The sequence below is a fragment of the Achromobacter seleniivolatilans genome (assembly GCF_030864005.1).
GTDB classification, from domain to species: domain Bacteria; phylum Pseudomonadota; class Gammaproteobacteria; order Burkholderiales; family Burkholderiaceae_B; genus Achromobacter; species Achromobacter seleniivolatilans.
In genome coordinates this window covers 1,688,628-1,706,355 of record NZ_CP132976.1, presented here as the reverse complement: position 1 = coordinate 1,706,355, position 17,728 = coordinate 1,688,628, and the positions used below count along the sequence as shown (strand labels likewise).

General features: G+C 63.4%; 16 protein-coding genes. 10 read left to right on the top strand and 6 right to left on the bottom strand.

The features are described from left to right. Positions 1 to 13 precede the first annotated feature (13 nt). Positions 14 to 736 carry a Crp/Fnr family transcriptional regulator gene (locus tag RAS12_RS07620; RefSeq protein WP_306946872.1) on the top strand — a complete coding sequence of 241 codons (723 nt, stop codon included), beginning with the start codon at positions 14 to 16 and terminating at the stop codon, positions 734 to 736. Here RAS12_RS07620 and RAS12_RS07615 read toward each other — a convergent pair. The 5 genes from RAS12_RS07615 to RAS12_RS07595 are packed head-to-tail and all read right to left on the bottom strand — an operon-like array spanning position 731 to position 5,852. Further along, positions 731 to 1,579 (bottom strand): ABC transporter ATP-binding protein, encoded by an 849-nt coding sequence (locus RAS12_RS07615; protein WP_306946870.1) that lies wholly within the window; start codon positions 1,577 to 1,579, stop codon positions 731 to 733. The two genes, RAS12_RS07620 and RAS12_RS07615, sit on opposite strands and share 6 nt — an antisense overlap. Beyond that, the gene (locus tag RAS12_RS07610; protein WP_306946868.1) at positions 1,576 to 2,577 is read right to left on the bottom strand and encodes an ABC transporter ATP-binding protein; all 1,002 of its coding nucleotides are present in this window, start codon (positions 2,575 to 2,577) and stop codon (positions 1,576 to 1,578) included. Before RAS12_RS07610 ends, RAS12_RS07615 begins: the two co-directional genes overlap by 4 nt. Continuing rightward, positions 2,577 to 3,395: an ABC transporter permease gene (locus RAS12_RS07605; protein ID WP_306946865.1), complete on the bottom strand. Its 819-nt coding sequence runs from the start codon at positions 3,393 to 3,395 to the stop codon at positions 2,577 to 2,579. The genes RAS12_RS07610 and RAS12_RS07605 overlap by 1 nt, the downstream gene beginning before the upstream one ends. After that, a complete protein-coding gene (locus RAS12_RS07600; RefSeq protein WP_306946863.1) occupies positions 3,392 to 4,315 on the bottom strand; it encodes an ABC transporter permease in 924 nt (307 codons plus the stop codon). The genes RAS12_RS07605 and RAS12_RS07600 overlap by 4 nt, the downstream gene beginning before the upstream one ends. Before the next feature lie 7 nt (positions 4,316 to 4,322). Next, a complete protein-coding gene (locus tag RAS12_RS07595) occupies positions 4,323 to 5,852 on the bottom strand; it encodes an ABC transporter substrate-binding protein (protein ID WP_306946862.1) in 1,530 nt (509 codons plus the stop codon). 191 nt (positions 5,853 to 6,043) lie between these two features. Here RAS12_RS07595 and RAS12_RS07590 point away from each other — a divergent pair, with 191 nt between their 5' ends. From RAS12_RS07590 to RAS12_RS07555, 8 genes are all read left to right on the top strand, one after another. Further along, positions 6,044 to 7,213, top strand: a complete 1,170-nt coding sequence (locus RAS12_RS07590) for a M20 aminoacylase family protein (RefSeq protein ID WP_306946860.1) — start codon at positions 6,044 to 6,046, stop codon at positions 7,211 to 7,213. 12 nt (positions 7,214 to 7,225) lie between these two features. Continuing rightward, the gene (locus RAS12_RS07585) at positions 7,226 to 9,514 is read left to right on the top strand and encodes a molybdopterin-dependent oxidoreductase (RefSeq protein ID WP_306946859.1); all 2,289 of its coding nucleotides are present in this window, start codon (positions 7,226 to 7,228) and stop codon (positions 9,512 to 9,514) included. A 184-nt stretch (positions 9,515 to 9,698) separates the two neighbouring features. Next, positions 9,699 to 11,177: an ABC transporter substrate-binding protein gene (locus tag RAS12_RS07580; RefSeq protein WP_306946857.1), complete on the top strand. Its 1,479-nt coding sequence runs from the start codon at positions 9,699 to 9,701 to the stop codon at positions 11,175 to 11,177. Next, positions 11,164 to 12,111, top strand: a complete 948-nt coding sequence (locus RAS12_RS07575) for an ABC transporter permease (protein ID WP_306946854.1) — start codon at positions 11,164 to 11,166, stop codon at positions 12,109 to 12,111. The genes RAS12_RS07580 and RAS12_RS07575 overlap by 14 nt, the downstream gene beginning before the upstream one ends. Beyond that, positions 12,108 to 13,052 (top strand): ABC transporter permease, encoded by a 945-nt coding sequence (locus RAS12_RS07570; RefSeq protein WP_306946852.1) that lies wholly within the window; start codon positions 12,108 to 12,110, stop codon positions 13,050 to 13,052. Before RAS12_RS07575 ends, RAS12_RS07570 begins: the two co-directional genes overlap by 4 nt. Then, the gene (locus tag RAS12_RS07565) at positions 13,049 to 14,038 is read left to right on the top strand and encodes an ABC transporter ATP-binding protein (protein WP_306946850.1); all 990 of its coding nucleotides are present in this window, start codon (positions 13,049 to 13,051) and stop codon (positions 14,036 to 14,038) included. The genes RAS12_RS07570 and RAS12_RS07565 overlap by 4 nt, the downstream gene beginning before the upstream one ends. Beyond that, positions 14,035 to 15,036, top strand: coding sequence for an ABC transporter ATP-binding protein (locus RAS12_RS07560; protein ID WP_306946847.1), 1,002 nt, complete (start codon positions 14,035 to 14,037; stop codon positions 15,034 to 15,036). Before RAS12_RS07565 ends, RAS12_RS07560 begins: the two co-directional genes overlap by 4 nt. Positions 15,037 to 15,061: 25 nt before the next feature. Next, complete coding sequence (locus RAS12_RS07555; RefSeq protein ID WP_306946845.1) at positions 15,062 to 15,529, top strand: YybH family protein; 468 nt, start codon at positions 15,062 to 15,064, stop codon at positions 15,527 to 15,529. A gap of 391 nt (positions 15,530 to 15,920) precedes the next feature. On the opposite strand, the gene RAS12_RS07550 is transcribed toward RAS12_RS07555, so the two are convergent. Continuing rightward, positions 15,921 to 16,886 carry an alpha/beta hydrolase gene (locus RAS12_RS07550; RefSeq protein WP_306946843.1) on the bottom strand — a complete coding sequence of 322 codons (966 nt, stop codon included), beginning with the start codon at positions 16,884 to 16,886 and terminating at the stop codon, positions 15,921 to 15,923. Between the two features lie 196 nt (positions 16,887 to 17,082). Here RAS12_RS07550 and RAS12_RS07545 point away from each other — a divergent pair, with 196 nt between their 5' ends. After that, positions 17,083 to 17,673, top strand: coding sequence for a DUF4202 domain-containing protein (locus RAS12_RS07545; RefSeq protein WP_306946841.1), 591 nt, complete (start codon positions 17,083 to 17,085; stop codon positions 17,671 to 17,673). Positions 17,674 to 17,728: the final 55 nt, after the last annotated feature.

Sequence of the window (17,728 nt, the reverse complement as noted above, 5' to 3'; positions counted from 1 at the left end):
CCAGGAGTACAACTTGTTGAATTCCCATCCGGTGCTTGACGGCGGAACCAACCGCTTGCTCAACGCCATGCCCGACCACGAGCGGCCCGGCTTGCTGGCGCGTTTTGAACCAGTCGATCTGATCTTTGGGCAGTGCCTGCTGCAACCCGGGGAACGCATGAAGAATGTTTACTTCCCAACGCAGAGCTACATCTCTCTGATACTTCCCATTAAACGGGGCACGTCGCTGGAAGTTGGGCTGATTGGCAATGAGGGGATGTGGAGCGTGGATGTGCCGCTGGGTACGGATACGTCGCCGTTGCGGGCGGTGGTGCAGGGGACCGGCGCGGCGTTGCGGATGACCACAGCGCTTTTTCGCCAGGAGATGCTGGCAAGTATGGCGCTGCGCGAGCTGATCAACCGCTACACCGTGGTGATCTTGCAGCAGCTGGCGCAAAGCTCCGTGTGTATGCATTCCCATCTGGTCGAGGGACGGCTTGCCCGATGGTTGCTGATGACGCAAGACCGCGCCCACGCGGACACCTTCCATCTGACGCATGAATACCTGGCTCACATGCTGGGCGTGCGGCGTGTGGGCGTGACGGTGGCAGCCTCGGCGTTGCAGCAACGCAAGCTTATCGCCTACCACCGCGGCAATATCGAAATCCTGGACCGGCGGGGGCTGGAAGTCGCTGCATGCGACTGTTACGAGGCAGACCGTCTAAGTTATTCCCGGATGGGGGCCGCAGCGCTATAGGGCTGACAGCGCCGGCTCTTGCTGGCGGACTGCTGATGGCCGTCCCTGAACCTCAAGCACTGACGCGAACAGCCGTTGCGTGTAGGGGTGTTGAGGGGCGTCGAACACCTGCGCCGTGGCGCCGTCTTCCACAACTTTCCCATGCTGCAATACATACAGCCGGTCCACCATGTGGCCGACTACGCCCAGGTTGTGGCTGATCAGCAGCAAGGCCAGGCCCAATTCCTGACGCAGGTCCTGCAGCAAGTTCAGAATCTGAGCCTGCACCGACACATCCAGCGCGGACGTGGGTTCGTCGCAGATCAAAAGCTGCGGCTGAACAGCCAAGGCGCGTGCAATGGCGACGCGCTGCCGTTGGCCGCCCGACAGCGCATGCGGGTAAACGCCGCGTGTGCGCGCTGGCAACCCCACCTGTTCCAGCAGGCGAGTGGTTTCCAAAGGGATATTCACTGCGCTGCCCCGCGCGGCGCGTAAGCGCAGCGGCAGGGCAAGCAAGCGTTCGACGGTATAGCTGGGATTCAGCGAGCCGTACGGGTCCTGAAACACCGGCTGCACGATGCGGGCAATGCGTTGGCGCGGCAGGGCGTTGATGGAGTGGCCCGCCAGCTGGACGGTGCCTGCGCTGGGCGCGTCCAAACCCAGCAAGAGCTTGGCCAGTGTGCTTTTGCCTGAACCCGATTCACCCACGATGCCCACGGCTTCACCCGCATCAACATGCAGTGATACAGAGTCCAGCGCGGTGTGTACCTGCGGTGCACGCCAGAAAGCGGCGCGGTGGGTATAGCGGCGAGTCAGGCCATTGGCCTGCACCAAGCGGGGGGCTGCTGTGTCGATTTGGGTCATACGAGCTCCTCGAACGGTGCGTGGCAGCGGCGCTGTCCGTGCGTGCCATAGGGCAGCAGCAGGGGCGGCGCGCCCTCGCAAATATCCGCGGCGTGGCGGCAACGGGGCGCAAATACGCAGGCTTCTGGCGTCTGCGTCAAAGCTGGGACTACGCCCGGAATGATGGGCAGCCGCTGCGACGCTGTGCGATGCGTCACTTGCGGAATGCTGTCCAGCAAGCCGCGCGTGTAGGGATGCCCGGGTTGAGCCAGCACGTTCGCCGTAGGGCCGGCTTCCACAATCTGGCCTGCGTACATCACCGCCACATGGTCCGTGTAGTGCGACACCACGCCCAGATCGTGCGTGATCAACAACACGGCCAGGCCCATTTCCTGTTGCAAGGTCTTCAGCAGTTCCAGAATCTGCTTCTGGATGGTGACGTCCAGCGCGGTGGTCGGCTCGTCGGCCACGATCAGTTCAGGCCCGCACATCAGGGCCATGGCAATCAGCACCCGCTGCCGCATGCCGCCAGACAGTTCATGCGGATACTGATCCAGCCGCGCTGCGGCGTTGGCGATGCCGACGCGGTCCAACAGATACAGCGCGCGCGCCCTTGCGGCTGCTGCGCCATCGGGGCGATGGCTGCGGAACACCGTCATCAGTTGCTGGCCGATGGTGAAGGTGGGATTGAGCGCAGTCATCGGTTCTTGAAACACCATGGCGATGCGGTCGCCACGCAGCGCGTTCATGCGGCGGGCGCTGACATTGCGCAGGTCTTCTCCGTCAAACGCCAGCTTGTCCGCCGCCACGCGTGCGCCAGCCGGCAGCAAGCGCAGCAGGCTCAGGGCCGTCAGAGACTTTCCGCAACCGCTTTCACCGACCAGACCCAAGGTGGCGCCGCGTTCGATGCGCAGGTCGATTCCGCGCACGGCTTGCAACATGCCGGAACGGGTGGGCAGCGTGATGCGCAGGTTCTGCACGTCCAGCACCGGCGCCGGGGCGTTCGTGTTTGGCTGCATCAGGATTCCCGCCGCGTGCGCAGGCCATCGCCCGTCAGATTGATGCCCAGCACCAGCAATAACAGGGCGGCGCCGGGCAAAGCGATCAGCCAGGGGCTGAAGAACATGAACGACTTGGCTTCAGACAGCATCAAGCCCCACGAGGGATACGGCGCGGGTACACCCAGCCCCAGAAAGGACAAGGCGGCTTCCACCAGGATGGCGTGCGCCATCTCGACGGTAGCGATGACCAGTAGCGGGCCGCGGATATTGGGCAAAATTTCGCGGACCAGAATATGAAAGTGGGTGCAGCCCAACGCGCGCGCAGCTGTCACATAGTCTGCGCGGCGCAACTGCATGGCGGCGCTGCGCGCCACCACTGCAAAGTGATCCCACAGCAGCAGCCCCAGCACCAGCACCACGGTCGTCAGCGAATTCCCCGTGACGGACACGATGGCCAACGCGGCCAGCACGATAGGCATGCTGATGCGCGTGTTGATGATGAAGCTGATGATGGCATCCGGCACGCCGCCGGCGTAACCCGCGATCAATCCTAGCGTAATGCCGATAAAACCTGACACGAACACCACCGCAAAGCCGATCGCCAGCGAAATCCGCGCGCCGTACACAAGCCGCGCCAGATAGTCGCGGCCCAGCTGATCGGTGCCGAGCAGGTGCGCGGGCAGCGTCTTGTCATGCCAGAACGGTTGGGCCAGGCGCTGGCCCAATGATTGCGTGAACGGGTCGTTGGGCAGAAGCATCGGCCCGAACAGTGCGATGAGCGCCAGCGCGGCAATGATCGTTATGCCGAAATAGAATCCAAACCGGCGCGGCATCATGAGGCCGCCCGTTTCAAACGCGGGTCCAGCATGGTGTTCAGTACATCGGACAAAAAGGTCAGCACGATATAAGTCAGCGAAATCATCAGGACGACGGCCTGAATGACGGGCATGTCGGAACGGATCATGGACTGCCACGCCAGATAACCGATGCCGTGAATGGCAAAGATGGATTCAATAACGATGGAGCCGCCCAGCATGAAACCGAACTGCACCGCGCCCAAAGACACGACGGGCAGCAAGGCGTTGCGCAAGGCGCTCTTGAACAGGATGATGCGGGCAGGCAGGCCCATCGCGCGTGCCGTGCGGATGTAGTCAGACTCCAGCGCTTGCACCATGCCGCTACGGGTCAGCCGGGTCAGTGCCGGCAGCGCGTACAGACTTAGCGCAATGGTAGGCATGACGTAGTGCGCCAGGGTGCCGCTGCCCGATATCGGCAGCCACCGCAGCTTGACGCCAAAGAAGATGATCAGCAGCAGCGCCGCCCAGAAGCTGGGCATGGCTTGCACCACGGCAGTGATGAACGAAACCACCCGGTCTGTCCATCCGCCGCGATGCGCCGCCGCCATCACCCCGGCGGGCACCGCAATCGCAAGCGCGACGAGAATCGCCGTGAGCGCCAGAAGCGCGGTCACGCCGACCCGGTCGCGCAGCATGTGCGACACGGGTTCGCCCGTCAGCTGCGAGGTGCCCAGGTCGCCCGCCAGAAGACGCCCCAAATAGGCCGCGTAGCGTTCGGGCAATGGGCGGTCCAGCGCGTAGCGCACGCGCAGCGCTTGCAGATCGGCTTCGGTGGGGCTGTCTCCTGCCAGCGCCAGCGCAGGATCAACCGCAACGTTGGACAGCACAAAACACAGCATGGAAACGGTAAGCGCGACCATGACCGCCAGGCCGGCGCGCCGCAAAAGCAGAACAAGCATGACAGCCTTACTTACCGGACCAGCCGACCTGATAGAAGCGCGGGATGCCATCCGGCGACGGCTGATACGCCAGGCGCTTGTCCGTGGCGTAGCCGACGACGATGGTGTGCATCGGCACGAAGTACGCGCGTTCCGCCGCCAGCTTGATGGCGCGGGAATACTCGGCGCGGCGTTCCTTTTCGTCGATGGCGTTGTCGGCGCGCTTCAGGATGTCGCGCAGTTCGGCATCTTGAAAACCGTCTTGCGGGCTGAAGTTGAAGAAGGCGCTCAACGATGCTGACGTATCGAACATGGACGACGAGCCCCAGTCGCCATACCAAAGGTCCAGCTTGCCTTCGCGCCATTTGCTGAAGCTGGCGCGGGATTGCAGCATTTCCAGATTGGCGTCGATGCCAACGGCGGCCAGATAGGCTTTGACGGCTTCGGCGCGCGGACGGTCGCGGAAGGACGATAGGCTCACCTTGAAACCCTTGGGGTAACCGGCTTGTGCCAGCAGTTCGCGCGCACGGGCCGGGTTGTAGTCGTACACGACGGCTGACGCTTCGTCGCAGCCAAACTGCAACGGGTGGCACAAGGTGGCCAGCTGTTTGCCTTCGCCGCCCAGCAGGGTGTCTACGATTTTCTTGCGGTCGATGGCGTGGTTGATGGCCTGGCGCACGCGCACGTCTTTCAACGGGCTGTTTTCACCGCTGGCGCGTCCGCGCGCATCCAACAAGATGGTGGCGATGGTCAGCGTGGATCCGAATTGGGCCTGAATGGTCGGTACGGCCTGAAGCTGCGGGATCTGGTCGGCGGACAGGTTCCACGTCCAATCGACGCTGCCGCCTATCACTTCGGCGATACGCGTGGCCTCGTCGGGAATAATGCGGACTGTCACGCGGTCAAGCTTGGCCAAGCCCTTGGCGCCGCCAAAATACGCCTTGTTTTTTTCCAGTACGTACTCATTGCCGCGCGCGGCCGCCAGTTTGAACGGGCCGGTGCCCACGGGCTGCTTGCCAAAAGCCTGTTGCCCGACCTTTTCAAAATACGCCTTCGGGAAGATGGCCAGCGAGCCGGAAACGAATTCCAGCGCTGCGGGGAACGGCGCCTTGGACGTGATGCGCACCTGATGGTCGTTGACCTTCTCAACGCTTGCAATCCAGTCCAGCCAATTGGCCGAGCGTGCGCCCGATTCCGGCTTGCTGTAGTACTGCAACGTGAAGACCACGTCATCGGCCGTAAAGGGGTCGCCGTTGTGGAAGGTGACGCCAGGGCGCAGATCGAATTCCCAGGTTTTGGCGTCGATACGGCGCCAGGCAGTCGCCAGCGACGGCTCGTACTCGCCCGTGGCCAGATTGCGTTCGATCAGCGTGTCATACAGTTGCCGCGACGCCACAATGCCTTCACGCGCGGTACTCAGGTAAGCGTCGAAGCTGGGCATCTCTTCAGTCAACGCAATGACGGCCGTGTTGTCTTTCGGGCCTGCGTAAGCGGGGTAACTCAGAACGAACGCAGCTGCGAGCGCACAACGAACTGCCGACTTGCCTAACGAGAACATGAGACTGACCAGTTGAATTTTTAAGACGAGCGATGATAGAGGAGCCTGCGCGCGCGTCTTAGCTGCATTTGCTATGTCCTTATGTCGAATCAATCCGCTGGCTTTCCTGTGGTTCAAGACATAATCCGCGTCTTGAAAAAATGCCGGGGCCGTCGTGTTGCACGGTCCGCAGGGCCAATGAAGGAATAAGCATGTACGCAGTTGGAGAGACGCTGGACGAGGCAGTTGCCGAGGCCGGCGTGTGGCGCCGTCACTTCCATGCCGCGCCAGAGTTGCGCTATGAAGAGCACGCCACGGCGGCATTCATTGCTGAAAAGCTTAGGGAATTCGGCTTTGATCGGGTGGAAACCGGGATCGGAAAAACCGGTGTCGTGGGCCTGTTGACCGGCCGGCGTGCGGGCCCAGGGCGCAATGTAGGCTTGCGCGCAGACATGGATGCCTTGCCAATTCACGAAGCCAATGACGTCGCTCACAAGTCGCGCCACAAAGGCATCATGCACGCCTGCGGCCATGACGGACACAGCGCCACCTTGCTGGCGGCTGCCCGGCATCTGTCGGTAAGCCGGGATTTTGCCGGTACCGCCGTGTTCATTTTCCAACCGGCGGAAGAGGGCGGCGCGGGCGGCAAAGCCATGATCGACGACGGGCTGTTCACGCGCTTTGACGTGGACGAGGTGTATGGCCTGCACAACATGCCCAACCTGGCCTTGGGTAAATTCTCAACAACCGTCGGCCCGGTGACGTCGGCGTCCGACCGCTTCACGATCGATATCGAAGGCCGCGGCAGCCATGCGTCGCGGCCGCAAGAAGGCGTGGACACCGTTATCGTTGGCACGCAGATCGTCAATGCGTTGCAGACCATTGTGTCGCGCAACGTGCATCCGCATGAAAGCGCGGTGGTCTCGATCACCATGTTCCATGCGGGCGAGACCGACAACGTGATTCCGCAGAAGGCGCAACTGCGCGGCACGGTGCGCACCTTCAACCCGGTGATCCAGGATACGGTGCAGAACCGGATGAAAGAGGTGGTGGCTGGAATCGCGGGCACTTTCGGCGCCAAAGCCACCTTGACCTATCTGCGCGATTACCCGGTGACCTTGAATCACGCCGAAGAAACTGCGCATGCCGTGCGCATTGCACGTGAGCTGGTTGGTCACGACCAGGTTGTCGACAATATGAAACCGGTGATGGGCGGCGAGGATTTCTCCTTTATGCTTCAGGAAAAGCCCGGCGCGTTCCTCTTCTTTGGCAACGGCCCATCGTTCGGGCTGCACACGCCCAATTACGACTTCAATGACCATGCCATCAGCTTTGGCGCCGCGTTCTGGGTCCGGCTGGTCCAGGACCGCACCGCTCCTTAAGCGGAGCGCGCCATGACCCGTACCCGCCACCCCTCGCTTGCGCACTGGGGCGCTTTTACTGCCGTGGTCGATGAGGGCAGGGTGGTTGACTGTGAGCCATTCGGCCCGGACCCGTCGCCATCGCCCATGCTGGGCTCGATTGCAGAGATGCTGCATTCGCCGCTGCGCATCCAGCGCCCATCCGTGCGCAAAGGCTGGCTTGCCGGCAACCGTGACCGCGAGGGCGACGAATACGTCGAAGTGTCCTGGGACCATGCCCTGGATCTGGTGGCAAAAGAGTTGGCGCGGGTGCGTGAAGAGTCGGGGCCGGCGGGTATCTTTGGCGGGTCGTATGGCTGGTCGTCTGCGGGCCGTGTGCATCATGCACGCAGCCTGATCCGACGCTTTCTATTCCAGGGCGGCGGCTGCGTGGACCAGGTAGGCAACTACAGCTGGGGCGCAGCGCAGTTCCTGCTGCCGCACGTGATTGGCACGACCAGCCCGGTCAGCGGCGACGTGACGGACTGGGAAAGCGTGCTGGCAAACACCCGGGTCATCGTGGCGTTCGGCGGCATGCCCATCAAGAATAGCCAGGTCACGTCGGGCGGCGCGGGTCTGCACAATCTGCCGGGTTGGCTTGAACGCGCCCAGGCGGGGGGCATCCGCCTGGTCGTGGTCAGCCCGACGCGGGCCGACATTCCGGAAGGTATAGCCGCCGATTGGATTCCCATCCGGCCGAACACCGACACCGCTCTGATGCTGGGCATGGCGCATACCTTGCTGGCCGAAGGGCTGCACGACTCGGAATTTCTGGACCGCTATTGTCAGGGGTTTGCGCGTTGGGCCGCATACCTGACGGGCGCCACGGACGGCCAACCCAAAAACGCGCAGTGGGCTGCGGCCATTACTGGCGTTTCCGCCGACACCATCGTGTCGCTTGCGCGCAGCATCGCACGCGAACGCAGCCTGCTGACCGCAGCGTGGGCCTTGCAACGGGCGCAGCACGGCGAGCAACCGTACTGGGCAGTCATCGGCCTGGCGGCGATGGTGGGGCAGATCGGGTTGCCGGGCGGCGGCTTTGCTTTTGGCCACGCCTCGTTGAACAGCATCGGCCAGCCGCGCCGGCAGGTGCCCGGCCCCGAAGTGCCGGTGCCGAAGAATCCCGCGCAACTGGCCATTCCGGTGGCGCGCATTACAGACATGCTGCTGGCGCCGGGCGCTGAATATGAATTCAACGGCGCGCGTCACACCTACCCGGATATCAAGCTGATTTATTGGGCGGGCGGCAATCCCTTCCATCATCATCAGGATCAAAACCGTTTTCGGCAGGCGTGGCGTAAACCCCAGACCGTGATCGTGCATGAATCCTGGTGGACGCCGCTGGCCCGCCGCGCCGACATCGTGTTGCCCGCCACCACGTCGCTAGAGCGTTGCGATGTGGGCGGATCGGCACGCGACCCTTACGTATTCGCCATGCACCGCGCTGTGGCGCCGCAAGGCGAAGCCCGCAACGACTTCGATATCTTTGCAGAACTGGCACGCCGCGCCGGGTTTCACGAGGCCTATACCGCCGGGCGCGACGAGATGGGCTGGTGCCGTCACGTGTACGAGGGCATGCGCGCAGGCTGCGCCGAAAAGGGCGTGACACTGCCTGGCTTTGACGAGTTCTGGGCAAATGGCCACGCGGAGCTGCCGCCGCCCGATTCCCAGTATGTGCTGTTTGAAGCATTCCGGCGCGACCCTCAGGCGCATCCGCTGCGTACGCCATCGGGCAAGATCGAGCTGTATTCGCAGGAGATAGCCGGCTTTGGCTACTCGGACTGCCCCGGCCATCCGGTCTGGCTCGCCCCTTCGGAATGGCTGGGCGCGGCGGGCGCCGGGCAGTGGCCTTTGCACTTGCTGACCAACCAGCCACGCCACCGGCTGCATAGCCAATTGGACCCGGCGGCCTTGTCGCGTTCGGGCAAGATTCAGGGCTGTGAACCCATTGCCATGCACCCCGATGATGCTGCCGCCAGACAGATTCAGGACGGCGACCGGGTGCGGGTCTTCAATGCGCGCGGCGCGTGTCTGGCAGGCGTGAAGCTGGATAGCGGGCTGATGCCGGGCGTGGTCGTGATGTCTACAGGCGCCTGGTCCGATCCGGATGGCGATCTGGACCGGCATGGCAATCCCAATTCCTTGACAGCAGACATCGGTACGTCTCGGTTGGCGCAAGGCCCCAGCGCACAGACGGCCCTGGTGCAAGTCGAGCGCGACACCGGTCCGGCGACTCCTCATCGCGCATGGGAAAGCCCCTTGGTGCATGCGGCTACGGCCTAGTGGCGGGGCGCGGGCGGTGCTCGCGCCTTATGACTTTTCGCATCGATAAACGCCGCGTCAAGTATTTCCAAGGCATATGAATAGAACGGCACGTTCTTATTTCTCGCGGCAAACTTCGGATTCCTAAGTTACCGACTGCGACATGGTTTCCCCTTGCGCATGTCCCTTTGATCCGGAGTGCGCAATGATTCAGAAACGCTACCTAGGCTTGGTCCTGTTTGCGTCCGTCTTCACCGCCGCTCACGCGGCCGATATCACGTTGGCGCTGGGCACCGAGCCCTCGACGCTGGACCCGCAGACCGCGCAAGATGGCTCCGAACGCGCCGTGTCGCGCAACATCTTTGAAACGCTGATCACCCGCACCCCCAAGGGCGAGTTGGTGCCGCAGCTGGCTACCGCCTTGCCGCGCCAGATTGACGCCGCCACGTGGGAAGTCACGTTGCGCCCCAATCTGAAGTTCAGCGACGGCCAAGCACTGGACGCGGCGGCGGTTGCCGCCAGCATCAACCGCATCGTCGACCCCAAGACCGCATCGCGTCAGCGTCCGTTCTTCTTGGGCATCAAGAGCGCCGAAGCCGTCAACCCCACCACGGTGCGCGTGCTGACCAATGGCGCGGACCCCGCCTTGCCCGCGCGCCTGTCGTGGCTGACCATTGTGTCGCCCGCGGCGGCCGCAGATGGCAGCCTGGGCCAGAAGCCCGTAGGCAGCGGCCCGTATGTGCTCACGGAATGGGCCAAGGGCAACCGTATCGTCCTGAGCAAAAACCCCAATTACTGGAACCCTTCGGCCGTCGGCAATGTGGATCGCGCCACGTATCGTTTCGTGGCGGAGCCGGGCACGCGTCTGTCGGGCCTGCGCGCGGGGGATTTCGACTTCATCACCAATGTGCTGCCCGAAGACACCAAGCGGGTCGCCAAGGCGGTGACCTTGCAAGGCACCGATCTGCCGTTTGTGTCGCTCAACGCCCTGAAAGGCCTGACGAAAGACGTGCGGGTGCGCCAGGCGTTGAACTATGCGGTCGACAAGGAAGCCCTGGCCAAGGACCTGTACGGCGGCTACGCGGCGGTCTCGCACGGCCAATTGCTGGCGCCGGGATGGTTCGGTTATGACGCCAGCATCCAGCCTTACGCCTATGATCCGGCGCGCGCCACGGAACTCTTGAAGGCGGCGGGCGCCTACGGCAAGTCCATCGATCTGTATGCGCCGTCCGGCCGCTGGTTGAAGGACAAAGAACTGGCCGAAACCATTGCCGCCTACTGGGAAGCAGCGGGCCTGAAGGTCAACTTCCGCGTGCTGGCGTGGTCCGAATACCTGGACGCCATCAATAAAAACCGCGTGCCCACCGAGGCCCAGATCAGCAGCAGCCATTCCAATCAGCTGCTGGATGCAGACCGTACGCTTAGCGCCTATTACGCCGATGGCGGCGTGGCCGCGGCCAATGACAACGCCGAACTGAAGACGCTGATCGAGCAAGCGCGCCAGGAAGCCGACCCCGTCAAGCGTCAGGCGCTTTACAGCAAGGCGTTGAAGATTGGCCGTGACGAGGCGTACCTGGTGTTCCTGCTGGAAGGCGGCGAGATCTTCGGTTTGTCCAAGCGTATTGACTTTGCGCCGCGCGTGGATGGCCTGATTCCGGTGAAGGACATCCGTGTCATCGAGTAATCAAGCCGGGCGCGGCTTGCCGCGCTTCTTGCTGGGCCGGGTGCTGCAAGGGTTGCTGGTGGTGTTGGGTGTGACCACCATCGTGTTCATCGTGACACGGTTGGTGGGCGACCCGGTACAGGCGATGTTGCCGGTGGACGCCTCTGCCGCTGACCGCGCCGTGCTGGCGCAAGCCTTGGGCATGGACGGCCCGATCTGGGCGCAATACCTGCACTATCTGCGTGACATCGCGCTGTTCGACTTCGGCAATTCCATCTGGCAGCAGCGGCCAGCGATGGACATCGTGATGGAGCGTCTGCCCAGCACCTTGACCCTGTGCGTGGGCGCGCTGGGCCTGGCTGTAGTGGCGGGGGTGCCGCTGGGCATCATCGCCGCGCTGCGGCCCGGTCAATGGGCCGACCGCGTGTCGGTGGTGCTGAGTCTGGGCGGCTTGTCGCTGCCGCAATTCTGGCTGGGGCTGCTGTTGATCCTGCTGTTTGCCGTCACCCTGAATTGGCTGCCCTCATCGGGTTCGGACGCACCGGGCAGCGGCGTGTTGCCCATGCTGACGCTGGCGTTGCCGGCCTTGGGCCGTATCGCCATGATGCTGCGGTCCGCGCTGATCGACGAATTGAATTCGCTGTATGTCAGGACGGCGCGGGCCAAAGGCTTGCGCTCGGGCCGCATCGTGCTGGTGCATGCCCTGCGCAATGCTGCCGTGCCGACCGTGGCGCTGCTGGGCTGGGAATTCGCCGGCATGCTGGCCGGCCACACCGTCGTCGTCGAAACCGTATTCGCGTGGCCCGGGCTGGGCCAGACCGCGGTGCAGGCTATCGAACGCCAGGACCTCGTGCTATTGCAGGCCGTTGTGTTCTTCATTGCCTTTCTAATCGTGATCATCAATTTCTGTCTGGATATTCTGTATCGCGTGCTGGACCGGAGGATCGCCGTATGAGCGCCGCTCCTGCATGGATGGGCGACGCGATTGCGCCGCAGGCCAAGGCCGCGCCGCGTGGTTGGCGGGCATTGTCGGACCGGCAGCGGGGGTGGATTCTGGCCGCAGTGCTGCTGACTCTGCTGGCTGCGGTAGCCATCGTGCTGCCTTGGCTGGCGCCGTACGATCCCGCAGCGATCAAGCTGTCTGCGCGTTTGCGCCCGCCGGTATGGGAGGCGCGTGGCACCTGGTCGAATGTGATGGGCACCGACAATCTGGGCCGTGATGTGCTCAGTCGAGTGCTGCATGGGGCGCGCCTGTCCATCCTGATCGGCGGGGCAGTGGTGGCGTTGTCAGCGACGTTCGGCGTGCTGGTCGGCTTGATCGCCGGTTTTGCGGGTGGACGCGTGGACGCCGTGCTGATGCGTTGGGTCGACGTGCATGTCGCATTCCCCGGCTTGTTGCTGTCGCTGGTGATTCTTGTGATTCTGGGGCCCGGCCCCGGCACGGTCATCCTGGCGCTGGCACTGAACGGCTGGATGGTTTACGCGCGGCAGATCCGCAGCGTGGTGCTGTCTGTGCGTCAACTGCCCTATATAGAGAGCGCGGAAATGGCAGGCGCACGGGCCGGCCGCATCCTGTTGCGGCACATTCTGCCCAATCTGGCGGCGCCATTGATCACCTTGATGGTGCTGGAGTTTGCGCGGGTAGTGCTGGCGGAAGCCGCGCTGTCTTTCCTGGGCGTAGGGGTGCAACCGCCTGCGGTGTCGTGGGGGCTGGACGTCGCAAACGGCCGCAACTATTTGACGAGCGCCTGGTGGCTGGCGACGTTCCCCGGTCTGTCGATTGCGTTGACGGTCTTGGCCGTGAATCTGGCCGCAAGCCGTCTGCGTCTGGCCTTGGACCCGCGCGAACGCGAAAAGGATTTCGCCCGCCGTCTGCTTGCAAAGGTTCGCCGATGAACGCGCAGCCCTTATTGAGCGTGCGTGGCCTAAGCGTCGAATTCCTGACTCGCCACGGCAATGTCACGGCCGTAGATGCGGTGTCGTTCGATCTGCGCGCTGGCGAAACGCTGGCGCTCGTCGGCGAGAGCGGTTCCGGCAAAAGCGCCTGTGCGCTGGCGTTGATGGGGCTGACTACCTTGCCCGGCCGAGTGGCGGGCGGGCAGGTGTTGTTTGAAGGCCATGACCTGCTGGCCGCGCCCGCCCGGGTTCTGGAAGACCTGCGGGGCAATCGCATCGCCATGGTGTTCCAGGACCCGATGAGCGCGCTGAACCCGCTCTTGACCATCGGCACGCAGATTGACGAAGTGCTGGTTCGGCACACGCCATTGAAAGCGGCACAGCGGCGCGACCGCATCGTTGATCTGTTGGCTCAGGTCGGCATCCCGAAGCCCGCTGAACGGCTGGACCGCCTGCCGCATGAGTTCTCTGGCGGCCAGCGCCAACGCATCCTGATCGCCATGGCGCTGGCCTGTGATCCGCAGATTCTGATTGCCGACGAACCGACGACCGCATTGGATGTCACGATTCAAGCGCAGATTCTGGAACTGCTGGCGGAATTGAAGCAACGGCTGGGCCTGGCGATGCTGCTGGTGACGCACGACCTGGGCGTGGTGGCCAAGGTTGCCGACCGTGTGGCGGTGATGTATGCCGGCCGCCTGGTTGAACTCGGCGATGCCGATGCGCTGTTCGCGGCGCCTGCTCATCCCTATACCGCTGGGCTGCTACGGGCAACACCCAGGTTGACCGACACCCGCCACCGCATGATCGCCATTGACGGCGTGCCGCCCGATCTGCGCGTGCGGCGCAGCCACTGCGATTTTGCGCCGCGATGCCCGGTAGCAGACGCCGCCTGCGCCCAGCAGCCTGCTTTGCGCGATGTGGGTAGCGGGCGCGTGGCCGCTTGCGTGCGCCCGTTTGCCCCCGTCTGGACGCAGGAACCATGACCGATTCTTCCCCTCTGTTGCAAGCGCGCGATATCCGCGTGCATTACCCCGTGCGCTCGGCGGGCTGGTTCAGCAAACCCGTGCTGGCGCGGGCCGTGGACGGCGTATCGCTGGAAATCGCACGCGGCGAAACACTGGGCCTCGTCGGCGAATCCGGTTCTGGCAAGACGACGCTGGGCCGCGCCGTGCTGCGCCGTACGCCGCTGGCCGGCGGCTCGATCCACTTCAAGGGCCAGGACATCACCCATGCCGGCAAGGCGCAACTGCGCGAACTGCGCCGCCATATGCAACTGGTGTTCCAGGACCCGTCCACCAGCCTGAACCCGCGCCATACCGTGTTCGAGGCTATCGCCGAACCCTTGATCGTGCATGGCTGGAACGCGGGCCGGGATGCACTGCGGCGGCGCGTGGCTGAATTGATCGATCAGGTGGGTTTGCCTGCGGACGCAGCAGAGCGTTATCCGCATGCCTTTTCGGGCGGCCAGCGCCAGCGCGTGGGCATTGCGCGCGCACTCGCGATTCGGCCCGACCTGATCGTGGCCGACGAACCCGTATCGGCGCTGGACGTATCGGTGCGGGCGCAGATCATCAATCTGTTCCAAGACCTGCAACAAGAGCTGGGTCTGTCCTTCCTGCTGATCGCGCATGACCTGGCGGTGGTGCGGCACGTGTCGCACCGCATCGCCATCATGTACGCAGGGCAGGTGGTCGAGACCGGCTCGCGGGACGACATCTATGAACGTCCGCTTCACCCCTACACACGCGGTCTGTTGGCCGCTGTGCCGGAACCCGAACGAGGCGCCTCGCTCCGGCAGGTTTACGCGGTGGCTGCGGGCGAACCGCCCAGCCCGATGTCGCCGCCCTCGGGTTGCCGGTATCACCCGCGTTGCCCCCAAGCCGTGGAACGTTGCCGCCTGGCCGCGCCGCCGCTGGAACAGCGCGCACCGGGCCACGCTGCCGCCTGCTGGTTCGCCGAACCCATTCCTGCTACACCCTGATTCACGACCCTAAATGGAGATCTCCATGACTGTGCAAGCCCTCGCTCCCGTTGATACCGCTGACGCCGCCGCCGTGCGCAATTGGTTCAAGGAACTTTCCGACCACGTGCAAGCGGTGGACTTTGCCGCCGCGCGTCATCTGTTCGCCGATGACTTTGTGGCCTTTGGCACTTACACCAACTTTGTCAGCGGCCGCGAACACGCGGAAAAGACGCAGTGGCGCAACGTCTGGTCGACCATCGACGGCTTTGTGTGGCGCCTGGACGACGTCCAGAGCTTTGTCTCGCCGGACCGCTTGTTTGCCGTTGGCCTGGCGGTGTGGGATTCGACTGGCTACCACCCGGACGGCAAGCCGTTCGAGCGCCCGGGCCGCGCCACCGTGTCGTTCGCACGCGAGAGCGTGGGCCAACCGTGGGTTGCCACGCACACCCACATGTCGCTGTTCCGCGATACGCCCAGCGTGTCGCACGGCAAGAAGCCGGCGCGCAGCTGATGTCGCGCAGCAGCTGAACCGGTCCTTCGCAGACTGCCTTTACGGGGCGGATTTGCGAAGGAGGGCTGCTGCTGACCTGCCCAGTGGGCTTTTCGTCCAATTACTGAAACTGCGCAGCGATGCCATTACAAGGCGTACACGAACGTGGCACTAAAAGAGACTTATGGCCCTTTGGCATATTTTCAAAAGTCTGGCGCTCTGGGACACATTAATAGTCTAGTTTGGCTCCATTCAACATGTCCGTATGGACAGAGCGGTCTTGAAAAAGACACGAAACGAGCCGCCTCCTATGACCGCCTTGTTGCGGGCGGGTAGAGCTGATTCAAAGGTGCGCTTCCCCGATCTGGCCACCCGTTGCCCAATACCCCTTCCGCCCCCAACTTCTATCCCCTCAAACTAAATTCCGCTTAAGCGCCTGCACCAGATCCGTACGGGCTTCCTGCGCTTGGGGCAGGATGCGCGTCATGCCGATGAAGCTGTGCGGCACGCCGGAATAGACGATGAAGGTGGGCGCGGCGCCCGAAGCGAAGAGCTTGTTGGCCAGGTCCAGCGTGTCGTCCAGCAGCGGGTCCAGCGCCGCGGCTTGCAGGATCAGCGGTGGCAGTCCGCTTACATCGGCATGCAGCGGCGCGACGCCGGGGTCGGTCAGTTGGGCGGCATCCGACACGTATTGCTGCCAGAACCAGTCGAGCTTTTCGGTCGACAAGCCAAAGCGCCCATCGCCAAAGGATTCGTGCGACGGCGTATCGCGCCGGGCTGACAACATGCCGTAGATCACTACGCCGGCTTTCACGAAAGCATCGCCCTCGTCGCGCAGCCGTTGCAGGGCGGCCAAGGTCAGGTTGCCGCCAGCGGATTCACCGCCCACGGACAGGCGCGACGCATCCAGGCCCAGCGATGGCGCTTGGTCACGCAACCAGCGCAATGCGCCCAGCACTTGTTCCAAGGCCACGGGATAGCGGGCTTCCGGTGACAGCGCGTACGACAGGCCGGCGGTAACGATGCCGGCTTCGGCAGCGATTTCGCGTTTCCAGCGGTCCAGGGTGTCCAGATCGCCATGGGCGAAGCCGCCGCCGTGCAGGTGCAGGTACAGCGGCAGCGGGGCGGCTGCCGCGCCTTCCGGGTAGTACAGGCGCAGGGTTGCCGGGACCGGGAGATGGTCCAGGCGGTGCTCCACCACGCGGCCGACAGCGGGCGCGGGTTCGCTCAACCATTGTTGGTAGGCGCGGCTTTTAGCGCGGGTTTCGGCGACAGGCGTGGTCAGCACGTTGGGCGTACCGACGCCGTGTTCTTTGGCCAGGGCTTGCGCGGCCAGAACGTCAGGCGCGAGGGCAGGGGTAGAGGAGGCGTTGCTCATGGTCAGTCCATTACTCGTAACCCGCCAGTATGCCGCGCCTGCGGCCAGCCCGCTAAATAACCTTTATGTATGTCGATCCAACTTGCGGACGTTTTCAGCCAGGCGCGGCGCAGTGTTGGCGGTATCATGATTTTCCGTGGCGCAAGCCATCGATGCCAGATCGTCCACCAACGATCTTTTTTGGGAAACTCCACGCATGAGCGACCGTCTACAACAGACGCTGCATCGGTTTGATCATTACAACGGGGCCGACCCCACGGTGTTCTCGTGGCAGGGCGAGACCTGTCCGCAGGAATTATTTCTGGCGCAGAAGCTGCATGAATGGGTGGTGAAGCTGGCGCCGGATGCGGCTGAGCCGCTAATTCTGGCATCTCGTTGCCAGCACATCGGACGATGGGAAATTGCCCGCAAGAGTTATCCCGAGGGCCGGATAGGCTATCTGACCTGGCGCAAAGCCTTGATGCGGCACCACGCGGAGATCGCTGCGGGCCTTCTGCGGGAATCCGGTTATTCCGATAGCGATATCGAGCGCGTGACGTCCATTGTCATGAAGCAGGGCATCAAGCAGGATGCGGATGTGCAAGTCATGGAAAACGCATTGTGTCTGGTGTTTTTGCAATACCAGTACGAAGACTTCCATCCGGCCCATGGCGACAAGATCGTCGGCATTCTGAAGAAGTCGTTGCTGAAGATGGACGAGGCAGGACATCGCTGGGCGCTGACGTTGCCGTATTCGCCAACGGGCCTGGGGTATCTGGAACGGGCGCTAGCCTCGGATGCGGCATAAATAACGGCAATCGGCGGCACAGAGTGCCGCCGATTGTGTTGTTGCCATCTCTGGC